Origin of the sequence: Acinetobacter sp. Z1 (genome assembly GCF_024296945.1) — a bacterium.
Lineage (GTDB): Bacteria > Pseudomonadota > Gammaproteobacteria > Pseudomonadales > Moraxellaceae > Acinetobacter > Acinetobacter beijerinckii.
On sequence record NZ_CP101115.1, the window covers coordinates 3,355,646 to 3,369,701 of the forward strand.

Below are 14,056 nucleotides of genomic sequence, written 5' to 3' on the forward strand. Positions count from 1 at the left end.
GTAGTGGTGGGTCTGACAAGACTTGAACTTGTGACCCCACGCTTATCAAGCGTGTGCTCTAACCAACTGAGCTACAGACCCTCAGATACATCTTCGAAGAACAACTTGTTGTGGATTCTTACCGGCCATCAATCTTTCGTTAAGGAGGTGATCCAGCCGCAGGTTCCCCTACGGCTACCTTGTTACGACTTCACCCCAGTCATCGGCCACACCGTGGTAAGCGTCCTCCTTGCGGTTAGACTACCTACTTCTGGTGCAACAAACTCCCATGGTGTGACGGGCGGTGTGTACAAGGCCCGGGAACGTATTCACCGCGGCATTCTGATCCGCGATTACTAGCGATTCCGACTTCATGGAGTCGAGTTGCAGACTCCAATCCGGACTACGATCGGCTTTTTGAGATTAGCATCCTATCGCTAGGTAGCAACCCTTTGTACCGACCATTGTAGCACGTGTGTAGCCCTGGTCGTAAGGGCCATGATGACTTGACGTCGTCCCCGCCTTCCTCCAGTTTGTCACTGGCAGTATCCTTAAAGTTCCCGGCTTAACCCGCTGGCAAATAAGGAAAAGGGTTGCGCTCGTTGCGGGACTTAACCCAACATCTCACGACACGAGCTGACGACAGCCATGCAGCACCTGTATGTAAGTTCCCGAAGGCACCAATCCATCTCTGGAAAGTTCTTACTATGTCAAGACCAGGTAAGGTTCTTCGCGTTGCATCGAATTAAACCACATGCTCCACCGCTTGTGCGGGCCCCCGTCAATTCATTTGAGTTTTAGTCTTGCGACCGTACTCCCCAGGCGGTCTACTTATCGCGTTAGCTGCGCCACTAAAGCCTCAAAGGCCCCAACGGCTAGTAGACATCGTTTACGGCATGGACTACCAGGGTATCTAATCCTGTTTGCTCCCCATGCTTTCGTACCTCAGCGTCAGTATTAGGCCAGATGGCTGCCTTCGCCATCGGTATTCCTCCAGATCTCTACGCATTTCACCGCTACACCTGGAATTCTACCATCCTCTCCCATACTCTAGCTGACCAGTATCGAATGCAATTCCTAAGTTAAGCTCAGGGATTTCACATCCGACTTAATCAGCCGCCTACGCACGCTTTACGCCCAGTAAATCCGATTAACGCTCGCACCCTCTGTATTACCGCGGCTGCTGGCACAGAGTTAGCCGGTGCTTATTCTGCGAGTAACGTCCACTATCCAGTAGTATTAATACTAGTAGCCTCCTCCTCGCTTAAAGTGCTTTACAACCAAAAGGCCTTCTTCACACACGCGGCATGGCTGGATCAGGGTTCCCCCCATTGTCCAATATTCCCCACTGCTGCCTCCCGTAGGAGTCTGGGCCGTGTCTCAGTCCCAGTGTGGCGGATCATCCTCTCAGACCCGCTACAGATCGTCGCCTTGGTAGGCCTTTACCCCACCAACTAGCTAATCCGACTTAGGCTCATCTATTAGCGCAAGGCCCGAAGGTCCCCTGCTTTCTCCCGTAGGACGTATGCGGTATTAGCATTCCTTTCGGAATGTTGTCCCCCACTAATAGGCAGATTCCTAAGCATTACTCACCCGTCCGCCGCTAGGTAATGTAGCAAGCTACATTTCCCCGCTCGACTTGCATGTGTTAAGCCTGCCGCCAGCGTTCAATCTGAGCCATGATCAAACTCTTCAGTTTAATATCATTTGTGCTTTATTCTAAGCACCAAATCTGGCTCATCAATTTTCTGACTTTAATTTCTCAAATAAACTTCGAGTAATTTCTACCATTCAATCAATGAAATATTTTCGATCGATTAACCAGTAAAAATCCACACAAGTTGTTCTTCTATTCTCTTAATGATCTTCTCGATGATTCGTCATCATCAAGCTAGGTCGGCTATATTACTCTGAATTTCTTCAAAGTCAACAGGTAATTTAGATATTTAGCAAACTTATCAACCAACTCAAGAATCTAACCAATCTAGCCAAATCCTTGTTTCTCAACAAGTTTTTATCTGCATCACCGCCGATGGATGTGCATTCTACAGTATTTCCAAACAGGTGCAAGCACTTTTAAAAATTTAATAATTCGGTTGTTTTATTTTTAAACTTTAGCTTATCTAATTCACTGATTTATATAATTTAAAATTTATTCATTATCTAAAAAATGAATAAAAGCAAATTAAGTTACTGTTATTCAATAACTTTATCATTAAATCTGTTGTATTTATCAGCAAGAAAATGTCATTTTTATATTTTTCCGTCATTTTAAGTAAGTCAATCAACGTGAAAAGTTTTCATTGCATTAAGACTATGATTGAAATTTGATCACATAAAATAAAAACAACGGTTTTGATCACTCAAAACCGTTGTTTTCAATACTGCCCTACACATCTTTTTTATTAAGAAGCGCTACCCCTCACAATATTTAAGAAGTAAAGATGACGCTCGTACTGATCAATAATATCTTGAATTAAATCTTCCTGCGTCCATTCCATCACATCATAATTTTGACCACCTTCCCGCAAAAACACTTCCGCTTGAAAGTACTTAGTGTCATCTGCTTCAGCTCTACCAAGCATAAAACTTGGCGGCACAGTCGCATGATTGATCACCTTATAGGTGAAGTTAATTTCATGATGATGATCTACATGTAATTGCAGCCCATCTTCAATTTCTCGAATATCCACTTCTAAATGACGACGTTTAAATTCACGTTGAATACTTTCAAACGCTTTACGCACATCAGTATCAATGTACTGCTGCACTTCAGCCTGCGTATGTGGATAATGCATGATTAATCCTAAACGCTGTTGCCAACTGCGTGGATTGTTGATTGCTCGAGGCGTAATACGTGCTTCTTGAATCGCTTTCATTTTGGTGACATCAATCTTCAAAGCTTTGAGCAATCCCCAGCTCATTAGCAACATCACAATTGTAAAAGGCAATGCACTCATAATGATGGAGGATTGTAGCGCAGCCAAACCGCCGACAAGTAAGAGAATAATGGCTAAAACTGCCATTAACATAGTCCAAAACAATCTTTGCCATGTCGGCGAATTTTCAGTTTTCGAGGTCAAATAGTCTGTTACTAGTGCACCTGAATCTGCCGAAGTGACAAAGAACAGCATGACTAAAACTGTGGCAAGTAAACTCATTACACCAGAAAAAGGTAAATGGTTTAAGAATTCAAATAATGCTACCGATGAATCTTTTTGGACAGCTCCTAACAAAAGAGAATTATGCTCTTGCATGATGCTGAACAATGCAGCATTGCCTAAAAAACCCATCCAAATGATGGTAAAACCTGTTGGGATCAGAAGTACACCAATGATAAATTCACGAATGGTTCTTCCACGTGATACGCGCGCAATAAACATTCCTACAAATGGTGACCATGAAATCCACCAAGCCCAATAGAGAATGGTCCATCCACCTATCCATCCACTCGGCTGATAAGCATATAGGTTAAAGGTCATACTAAATAAATTAGAGATATATGAACCTGTGTTTTGGATTGTGGTTTGTAATAGATAAATACTTGGCCCAGCAATAAACACAAATGCCAATAAGGTTAAAGCTAAGATGAGGTTCAACTCTGATAGGCGTTTTACGCCTTTGTCCAAACCGAGAAATACCGACATCGAAGCCAGAATACTGACAAAAATAATGAGACCAACTTGTACATAGCTATTTTGCTCTACGCCAAATAAGTAATGTAGCCCAGAATTGATTTGAGTTACGCCAAAACCTAAAGAGGTCGCAACACCAAATACAGTTCCTATAGTTGCGAATGTATCAATGCTGTCGCCTAATGGACCATAGATTTTTTTACCAATAAGTGGATATAAGGCTGAACGTGTTTTGAGCGGTAAGTTATGACGATAGGCAAAATAAGCTAAAGCCAAACCAACCACGGCGTAAATTGCCCAAGCATGTAAACCCCAGTGGAAAAAAGTGATCCGCAAAGCTTGTTGAGCCGAGGCTACACTTTCAGGATCACCACTGGGTGGGCTCACATAGTGCATAACCGGTTCAGCTACCCCGAAGAACATCAAACCGATACCCATACCTGCGGTAAACAACATGGCAAACCAAGAACCATTACTGTATTCAGGTTGACTGTGGTCAGGACCTAATTTGATTTTTCCACTGGCAGAACATGCAATATAAATCAGCATGATCAAGAAGACTGCAACAGATAGAACGTAAAACCAGCTAAATGAATCTGTAATCCATTGCTTTAACTGTTGAGTCAAAATTTCAAATGAACTTGGTGCGATCACCACGATTGCAAGAAAAATTGCAATGATAATGACCGTGCTTAAAAACACGTTTGGATTCACATTCGCAAACTGCGAAGATGGCTTGGAAGGCATAATTCCCCCACGTTATTGTAATGATAATGGATAGACCTATTGGTCAAATAAGACATTCACAATGTGAATAAAAGCGAGTTTAGAAAATGTAAAACTCGATATTTATTATAAGAAACGTGAAAATTAACGCAGTTGTAAAGCTGTAACATACTATTCTTTATCTGTAGATTGAGCATTTGAGTATGGAATATATTGCAATGCAATTAATCTAGACACGATTACTGCTAAATACATTACGCCACAGAACATCTGTAACATTGCCAATACTCGCGCAGCAGGACGAATCGGTAAAAGATCAGACAAACCTGTAGCAGATTGAAGGCTAAAGCTAAGAAACAAAAGATCCAACCAACGCTGTAATTCTTGTGGATTATTCGGATTTTGAAAACTATTCGGCAGTAGAAGCTGACAAATGCTATATAAAAATGCAAATGCCCAAGCAATTAAGGTAAAAACTGCACCTGCTGCAAACAATTCATCCTTAGTCAAATAACGATCTGCAAACATATAACGTAATAAACCATAAGCTGCATAAAAATATGCAAGGGCTTCAAAGCTATAAGCAGTAATTTGAATTGTTTTATTGTCATAGCCTACATAAATTAAAATCGAAAAAGCAAAAGCACCAACGACAAAAAACAATCCCCAAAATGTAAATACTGGCGTTTGGCGGATCACCTTCGCAATAATCAATAGTGCTAATACACCAAGTGACCACGTTAAAGCGCGATATTCACTATCTGAATAGGTAAATACAGCTAAAATCAAAAGCGCGAGTTGGACCAATAACAACCATGCCGAGGGTAATACACGAAAATTTTTCCAAAAAAGCTTTAGCGTTTGCATGTTGTTTTCCTAGCGCTTGTTATCTTTGTCATTTTGCTCATAGCATCATACTGTATCGAGAAATGAAACAATCATTTTAGATAATTCTTGTTGTAATCGCTGTTCTTCGATCAAGAAAGTATTTTTACTTGCATAGCGCATCATCGTGAATAAAGTACTATTAATAATCACAAAAGATTTATGCTTTAAAGTCTCAAAATCCCAATGCGGGTAATAACGTCCAAATAAATACATCCCGATTTCTAGAAAATGTCTTTCCAATATTTGTGCTGCTTCAGAATCACTATATGCATGCCAATTTTTTAAAATTTCAATAAAAAAACCTTGATCGGATTTCAAAGTTTCAAAGCCAAAGGCGATACTTAATGTGATGATGTCTTGAATAGAACTTTGTTGTTGTAAGATCACCAGTTGTTTTAATGCTTGTCCCAAATGTTCACTTTTGCGCAATAAAAGCTCTGCCACAATTTGTTCTTTATTTTCAAAATACTGATAAATCGATCCAACACTCACCCCTGATTTTTCTGAAATTTTAGGTGTAGTCACATGTAACACCCCATATTCAGAAATACACTTTTGTGTTCCTTCTAATATGCTATCGACAATCATTTTGGCACGTTGCTGCTGTGGTCTTTTTCTCATACAAGGCCTCAATAAAAATGCGAATTGAATACGAATATTTATTCATATTAAGCTTTGATTAAATAACAATCAAAGGCTTTAAGTCATGCAAAGCATCGTCAAACCAAAACGTCTCGCCTCGTTTGAGGACATGATTCAGTCCAATATCAAAACCAAAATTCTCGGTTATATGACTCAACAAGAGATTCAACCCAGCTATGAAGAGTATCTTGCGCTCAATACTGCTTTGCAGAGTGGTGACGAAGCCATGGATCAGCTTATGAAATGGGTTTTACAAAATCCAAAACAACATCGTAAGTATTTTGAAACAGCGCTGTATGAGGGTTTAGATAAACTACCGCAGCAGATTCCTGAACTTACAGCATTCTTTAATCTAATCGAACAAAAACCAATTTGGTATGACCAAACTAAAATTGATGCAGCCTTGAAATTTACTTATCGATTAGGCATCAATAATGGATTAATTCTTCGTGATCTATCTTTAATGACGGGCTATATGTATCCAGGTTTTAATCAACCTTTGGTGCTTACCGGTGCATTAAAAAAACAGGCAGGAACACGACTGGCTGAGACAACAAAATGGTGGGTAGATATCACTGAACAAAACGGTTTTGAACGTTTTAGCAAGGGGTTTACCTCGACGATTTTTGTTCGGTTCATTCACTCGCTTGTTCGTCTACAACTAAATAAATCTGAGAAATGGGATGCAGAAACATGGGGCTTACCGATTAATCAATATGATCAAGCCATGACCAATATCGCGTTTAGCGGAGTGGTATTAATTGGTATTCGTGCTTTAGGAATTTTTCCTAGTGCGAATGAAGTCGACAGCTTTTTACATTTCTGGAAATACGCTGGCTGGCTGATGGGTATTGAAGAAAAATGGCTCGTCAATAAAGAATCAGAAGGGTGGAAATTGATTTATTGGATGCAATTTGTACATCCCGAATCTGATGCAAGTAGTATTTCACTCGGCTCTAGCCTATCGAAAGAGCCATTTGAACGTAAATATCGTTATCTTCGCTCTTTCCAACAGAAGTTAGCGTATAAACAACATTTAGAAATTACCCAATTTTTCATTGGTCGCAATAAAATGCAGAAACTAGGTTTAAAACCTCAATCTGCCGCATGGTTTGCCTATTATCTGATTGGACGAAACTTAACGCTGTATACAGGCGCTAAATATCTCCCATCCTTAAATCATTTTCTGGAAAATAAAGGACGACATTTACAGAAAATGGGCTTGTCTTTATATCGCAATCAATCACAACAACTGGCGAGCATGCATCAATAAAATTTAAGCAACAAAAAAGCCCTCAATATTGAGGGCTTTGATTTAGATATCGAATTTAATTAGTGATCTGATGCACCAGAGATACCAATACCTGTTTGCGAACGAACAAACTGAGCATCGAAAGCTTTACGCTCTTTCTCTGCACGAGCAGTTTTATCTGTTACAGAGAAGAACCAACAGCAAAGGAATGATAATGGCATTGCAAATAATGCAGGTCCATTAAATGGATTCGGTGCCGTTTCAGAAATACCCAAGGTATCAACCCAAACTGCTTTTGATAAGATAATTAAACTTACCGCACCAACCAAACCAACCACACCACCAATCACCGCACCGCGCGTGGTTAAGCCTTTCCAGAACATAGATAACACCAGTACTGGGAAGTTTGCACAACATGCAACCGAGAATGCCAAACCGACCATGAATGCAACGTTTTGTTTTTCAAACAAAATACCTAAGATCATGGCAAAGATTGCTAAACCTAAAGTTGCAATTTTTGACATTCTCAATTCAGATGCAGGAGTGGTTTTCCCCTTTTTGAATACGTTTGCATAAAGGTCATGTGAAATTGCAGATGCACCTGAAAGCGTTAAGCCTGCTACAACCGCAAGGATTGTGGCAAAAGCAACTGCTGAGATGAAGCCCATGAATAGGTCACCACCAACCGCATCACTGAGGTGAACTGCCGCCATATTGTTACCACCAACCAATTCTAATTTTCCTGTCATAGCCGCTTTCGCAACATCAAGGAACTGAGGGTTGTTTGCAACGAATAAGATTGCACCGAAACCAATAATGAAAGTTAAAAGATAGAAATAACCAATAAAGCCTGTTGCAACAACAACTGATTTACGTGCTTCTTTCGCATCTTTTACTGTGAAGAAACGCATTAAGATGTGTGGTAAACCTGCTGTACCAAACATCAATGCTAAACCAAGAGAAAGTGCATCAATTGGATTCGCAGCAAGCTTGCCCGGCCCCATGATTTTTGCAGCTTCATCCCAGCTCATATTATGCGCTTGGCTATATACACCAATCGCTTGGTTAAACATATTGCTAAAGCTAAAGCCCACAGCTTTCATCACCATGAATGCCATGAATGTTGCACCACTGAGTAGCATCACCGCTTTGATGATTTGAACCCAAGTTGTTGCCAACATACCACCAAACATCACGTATGCCATCATCAATAAACCGACAATCACAACCGCGATATTATAGTTCAAACCGAATAATAGTTTGATTAACTGACCTGCACCCACCATTTGAGCAATCAAATAGAAAGCAACAACAACCAATGAACTCACTGCCGCTAAAGTACGAACTGGCTTCTCTTCCAAACGGAATGACACCACATCAGAAAGGTTATATTTTCCTAAGTTACGTAAGCGCTCAGCAACAAGGAATAAAACAATCGGCCAACCGACCATGAAACCAAGTGAATAGAGCAAGCCATCAAAGCCTGAACTAAACACCAATGCTGAAATACCCAAGAACGATGCTGCTGACATATAGTCACCCGCAATCGCTAAACCGTTTTGGAAACCACTGATTCCACCACCCGCAGTATAGAAATCTTGGGTAGATTGTGTTTGCTTAGCTGCCCATTTGGTAATAAAAAGCGTGAAACCAACAAAGATCATAAACATAATGATCGCATGCCAGTTGGTGGCTTGCTGCTCTGCTGCTCCTAAATCAGGACCAGCAAATGCAATACCTGAGCTACACAACGTTGCGAGTGCGAAAATGATCGCTTTAATAGACGTCCCTTTCATCTCAGTGCATCCCTTTTTCATGTGTGATTGCCTCAACTTCCTTGAGTGCTTCTTCATTGAGTTGATCAAGTTTCGTATTGGCGATATATGAATACACACCACATAATAAAAATGACAACACGATGATGCCTAAACCGAGGGGCATGCCCCAGGTTGTAATGCCACCACTAAATGAACTTGCTAGAAACTCTTTGTTATAGCCAACTAAAAGCATAAATCCGACGTAGATAAACAACATAATTGCTGTTAATGTCCAACTTAAAGTGCGTTTTCTGCTAACCATTTCTTGAAACTTTGGATTTTGTAGAATACGTTCTACCTGTGAGTCATCCATAATTAACTCCTTATTTTTGTGTCCAGCCGTGGACCCCATTTCGCATGGGATTTTTCATTATCCAAAGTAACAAGATTATGCTTGACTCGTAACTTAGACTTTGGTCTCTAAATGCACGCACTCTGCTTACCAGCGTCATCGTATCGGGTATGATAAAAAATGGAATTTGATCATGTAGGCAATATGAACAGTTGGCTGATTATTGGGGTTCTGGCCCTGTATATTGTGTTGTTATTCGGCTGTGCTTTCTTCGGCGAAAAACATGCAAGCCGATTAAGCCCTCGTGGTCGTATGCTCATGTTCAGCTTAACCTTAGGCGTTTATTGCTCTTCGTGGACTTTTTATGGCGCAACCGGCGCAGCCGTTCGTGAAGGGATTATTTTTCTACCCATTTATTTAGGACCACTGCTGTTCATTTGGTTTGGTTATGATATTTGGAAGCGCTTAGGTCGAATCCGTCAGAATCATGCTATTTCCTCGATCGCCGATTTTGTTGCAGCACGATATGGTAAGAGCGGCAGCCTAGCCGCACTGGTTACAATTTTAGCTGTGATTGCAATTGTGCCGTATCTGGCTTTGCAATTACGTGCAATTGCATTAAGTGCTTCAGTTATTCTTGAACAAAATGCTCATGTTGATACCACCACCAATGGGGTACTGATGTTGACTGCTGTACTAGCAATATTGGCGATGATTTTTGGAACACGTCATATTGCCCATACAGAACAACATGGTGGTCTGATGTTGGCAGTTGCATTTGAATCTTTTGTAAAATTATTCGCACTGCTGTGTGTTGCGGGTTTTTTCTTATTACAGTCACCCGATAATATTAAACAAGTTAGTTCAGATGTTAGTCAGCACTTCCATGACTTACAGCAACTTGGCGTTCCTGAAACATTCTGGATTCAAACGCTACTCGCTGCTCTCGCCATGATCTGTTTACCCCGCCAGTTCCATGTCGCGGTGGTCGAATTACGTGATGAAAAACACATCCGAGGGGCGCGTCGTTGGTTCGCAGCCTATTTGATTTTGACCATCATGGCGATTATCCCAATTGCCAGCTGGGCATTGCATTCACTGCCTGAATCATTGGGAACGCCTGATGTCGCGGTTTTGGCACTGCCGCTTAGCTACCAACAAGATTGGCTGACATTATTGGCTTTTTTAGGCGGTTTTTCTGCTTCAACTGGCATGTTATTGGTTGCCTCTGTTGCACTCTCAATTATGCTCAGCAATGACTTAATTATGCCAGCATTATGGCGTTTTAATGTGATCTCTAGGCATGATCAGCAATTACCTAAAGTCTTGAAGCTAACTCGTCGAATTAGCATTGTTAGTGTCATGCTATTAGGTTTTTTATTTTTCCATTTCTTTAATGATATTAATCAATTATCCGTTTTCGGCTTACTGGCATTTAGTGCCGTAGCACAATTCTCTCCTGCCCTGATTGGTGGTTTGTACTGGCGTGGCGCAAGTCGACAAGGTGTCTATGCCGGTTTAATTGTGGGCTTCATCATGTGGAGCTACACGCTGTTATTTCCAACGGTATTGCGTAGCCTCCCTGAGCAATATCAACAATTTTCACAGCATTTATTATTATTTGGTCCTTGGGATATCAATGCTTTACGTCCTGAAGCGATTCTGGGATTTGAATCATTTGCTCCTCTGACACACGGGGTGATGTGGGCATTAGGACTTAATATTGTTTTTTATATTTGGATTTCTCGACTTTATCGCCCAAGTGTCGCGGAACAAATTCAGGCCGAAAGCTTTTTTTACTATGAAAGTAAACCACTGCCATCCACACCATCATCAATTGATCTCAATGATTTACCACAAAATGCGGCGCGCCTAAAAGTTGGCGATTTATTCGCTTTAGCCAAACGAATTACTGGTGACAAACCCACCATTCAAGCATTTCAACAATTCTGTGAACAAAATCACCTCATACTCAATGAAAACCATGTTGCCAATGGTATGTGGTGGCGCTTTACCGAACAGTACTTAGCAGGAATTATTGGTGCAGCCTCTGCTCGTACCCTGCTCACAACCGCAATGATTAATAATGGCTTAGCGCTAGGGCAAGTCGCCAACATCCTCGATCAGGCATCACAATGGCAACGTTTTAATCAAAATTTACTAATGACCATGATTGATCACATGACGCAAGGTGTGAGTGTGGTTGATAAGAATATGTGCTTAGTTGCATGGAATAATCAATATTTAAAACTTTTTGATTATCCTAAAGATTTGGTTTATGTCGGCTGTCCAATTGCAGATTTAATTCGTTATAACGCTGAACGTGGCGAATGCGGACCTGGCCCTGTGGAAGAACATGTTCGCAAACGTATTCATTGGATGAAAGTCGGTAGTGCACATGAATTTGAGCGCATTCGTAAAGATGGCTTAGTGATTCAAATGCGTGGAAATCCGATTGAAGGCGGTGGTTTTGTTACGACTTTTGCTGATATTACCGCTTTCCGTGAAAATGAAGCGGTGTTAGAAGAAAGAGTCAGTGACCGAACCCAACAACTTGCAGATGCACTGACTGAACAACAGCTTGCTAGAGAGCAAGCAGATAAAGCCAATCAATCAAAAAGTCGATTTATTGCAGCAGCTAGTCATGATTTATTACAACCCATGCATGCTGCGCGTTTATTTAGTACTGCACTCGAACAAAGTGTACATTCTTCCGAGGATCAACAGACTTTACAACAGTTAGATCGTGCTTTATACGGCGCAGAAAGCATGCTTTCTGCCCTCTTGGATATTGCTCGTTTAGAAGGTGGAACCATTCAACCTAAACGTCAAGCATATTCACTACATGACTTATTGAATGATTTAGAACTGCAATTCAAATCGATTGCTGCACAACGTAATATTCAATTCAACGTTCATGACACTAACTTTTGGATTGATACTGATCCACAATGGATGCGACGCATTATTCAAAATTTTGTCAGCAATGCATTACGTTATACTGCACAAGGTCGTGTTGTGGTAGGCGTACTGCGCTCTGCACAACGTCCAAACCATATTCGCATTGGCGTTTGGGATACAGGTCCAGGGATTAATGAGCAACAACGCGTTAAATTATTTCAAGAATTTGAGCGCTGTGGGCATACATCTCCTTGGGGTGAACAAGGTCTTGGATTAGGACTTGCAATTGTACAACGCATGACGAGCTTGCTCGATTTTCCTGTACATGTTTATTCTGAACTCGGAAAAGGCTCTTGCTTCTTGATTGAAGTACCCTTGGTCGAAGCTCCTGTCATTCCTATATCTGTAACACAAGTAACCGCACTTCAACACACCGCTTATAAAGTCTTATGTTTAGACAATGATGAGACGATTCTTGAAGGCATGCGTACATTGCTCAGTAAATGGGGCTATCAAATCTTTACCGCCACTGAACCATCAGAAGCACGCAAGCTAATTGAAAGTGAAGACATTCAAGTTTGGTTGATTGATCAGCATTTGAATAATGATCAACGTGGCTTAGATTTTATAGAGCAGTATCGTCCTGCTCATATTCCTGTCGCATTGATTACGGCGGACTCTGATCCAGAATTACCACAACGTTTAAAACAACAAAATATTGTTTTACTCAGAAAGCCACTCAAACCCGCAGGCTTGAGAGCATGGTTATCTGGTTTAAAAATTATGCCACTGCCTTAAATTCGGCTGAATTAGCATAATATTTTGCAACATAGGCAAAATACTTCATAAACCTAGAGATGGGTTGATAAAAAATTGACCAATATGCTCAAATAATTTTTGACTATGGCAAAAACGTTCACTTACATTAGTGAACGTTTGTACACTTACTTACAATTAGTTAATATTCTGTTTTTATTGGAATATTTAACACAAAAAACCACACATACAACTTTAGTCGTATTCTACTTGTTTTCTGAATCACGCATAAATTGATCGAATTGATAGAAACCTATGTCTTTCCTTTTGGGTTTCTAACACAAACGTCATAAAGGACAATGATCATGAATAGCAATCAAGCCACTTCAGAACATAATGCGTTACAATTCTATCGCCAATACAGCGCCAATGCTTTATTACCAGAACTCGCTTGGAAGAATATTTTCACCCAAAGCAATCTTGATGAAATACATTTACGTGCTTTAGATACACTTTATCAATCAGCTGTGCCATTAGCATTAAATGTATTTAATGAACTTAATTTCGATGTGTTTGCACCGACCGCTTATCAACCTCAAGGTTTAGGCTTATTTGAAAAACTGGCACAACAAGAAGAAAAATTTTTAGATAGCCTAGAGGCAGAATCCTCCCATCTCGACCATGAAACACGTCATCAGATGTGGAGCATGTTACTACGTGGCGGTGCAGTATTAGTGTTCAAAGCATGGTTGGGGCATGTGAAAGATGGTGAAAACCAATTAGATAAAAGCCAATTTGATGAGCTTTCCGATTTATTATTTATTAAAACTCGCCCAGAGCAATTAGCACAACGTTTAAACGTAGATGCTAATGCAGAATTAACACACATTTTTTTGATGCATGAAAACGATGTATTTTTAGATCATTTCAATAGCTTGGAAACAGCAGCTTTATTTGTAGATTTAGGCGTTTATGATGCGGCATTTTTAAGCTTGCGGGATGATCGCGTGGCTGAATATCTCACCACCAAAGGCTATGTCACTCAAGAACAAATTGATGATTTGCAATGCGCACTTAATCCGTTGTACTGCGATAGCTTAATGCCTAAACAAGACTGTTTGGCTTAACTTAAAAATAAAACAAGGTGGCTGAGCCACCTTGTTTTTTT

At 40.6% G+C, this 14,056-nt stretch carries 8 protein-coding genes, 1 tRNA gene and 1 rRNA gene; 3 read left to right on the top strand and 7 right to left on the bottom strand.

All coding sequences use genetic code 11. From position 1 onward, the window contains the following. Window positions 1-4 precede the first annotated feature (4 nt). The 5 genes from NGC85_RS15895 to NGC85_RS15915 all read right to left on the bottom strand — a co-directional run bounded on the left by NGC85_RS15895 (window position 5) and on the right by NGC85_RS15915 (window position 5,849). A tRNA-Ile gene (locus NGC85_RS15895) sits at window positions 5-81 on the bottom strand. A gap of 59 nt (window positions 82-140) precedes the next feature. Next, a 16S ribosomal RNA gene (locus NGC85_RS15900) occupies window positions 141-1,678 on the bottom strand. 706 nt (window positions 1,679-2,384) lie between these two features. Beyond that, entirely contained in the window at window positions 2,385-4,361 is a 1,977-nt protein-coding gene (locus NGC85_RS15905; RefSeq protein WP_254732303.1) for a choline BCCT transporter BetT, read from the bottom strand. A gap of 150 nt (window positions 4,362-4,511) precedes the next feature. Then, a complete protein-coding gene (locus NGC85_RS15910; RefSeq protein WP_254732304.1) occupies window positions 4,512-5,207 on the bottom strand; it encodes an ion channel in 696 nt (231 codons plus the stop codon). Between the two features lie 45 nt (window positions 5,208-5,252). Then, a complete protein-coding gene (locus NGC85_RS15915) occupies window positions 5,253-5,849 on the bottom strand; it encodes a TetR/AcrR family transcriptional regulator (RefSeq protein WP_254732305.1) in 597 nt (198 codons plus the stop codon). Between the two features lie 85 nt (window positions 5,850-5,934). Here NGC85_RS15915 and NGC85_RS15920 point away from each other — a divergent pair, with 85 nt between their 5' ends. Then, window positions 5,935-7,143, top strand: coding sequence for an oxygenase MpaB family protein (locus NGC85_RS15920; protein ID WP_254732306.1), 1,209 nt, complete (start codon window positions 5,935-5,937; stop codon window positions 7,141-7,143). A 59-nt stretch (window positions 7,144-7,202) separates the two neighbouring features. Here NGC85_RS15920 and NGC85_RS15925 read toward each other — a convergent pair whose 3' ends face one another. Together NGC85_RS15925 and NGC85_RS15930 are read right to left on the bottom strand one after the other, a co-directional pair. Next, complete coding sequence (locus NGC85_RS15925; protein ID WP_039909572.1) at window positions 7,203-8,918, bottom strand: cation acetate symporter; 1,716 nt, start codon at window positions 8,916-8,918, stop codon at window positions 7,203-7,205. 1 nt (window position 8,919) lies between these two features. Continuing rightward, window positions 8,920-9,252 (bottom strand): DUF485 domain-containing protein, encoded by a 333-nt coding sequence (locus NGC85_RS15930; RefSeq protein ID WP_004680029.1) that lies wholly within the window; start codon window positions 9,250-9,252, stop codon window positions 8,920-8,922. 183 nt (window positions 9,253-9,435) lie between these two features. Here NGC85_RS15930 and NGC85_RS15935 point away from each other — a divergent pair, with 183 nt between their 5' ends. Together NGC85_RS15935 and NGC85_RS15940 are read left to right on the top strand one after the other, a co-directional pair. Then, complete coding sequence (locus NGC85_RS15935) at window positions 9,436-12,930, top strand: PAS domain-containing hybrid sensor histidine kinase/response regulator (protein ID WP_254805627.1); 3,495 nt, start codon at window positions 9,436-9,438, stop codon at window positions 12,928-12,930. A gap of 323 nt (window positions 12,931-13,253) precedes the next feature. After that, window positions 13,254-14,015: a hypothetical protein gene (locus tag NGC85_RS15940; protein WP_254732307.1), complete on the top strand. Its 762-nt coding sequence runs from the start codon at window positions 13,254-13,256 to the stop codon at window positions 14,013-14,015. The last annotated feature ends 41 nt before the right edge of the window (window positions 14,016-14,056 follow it).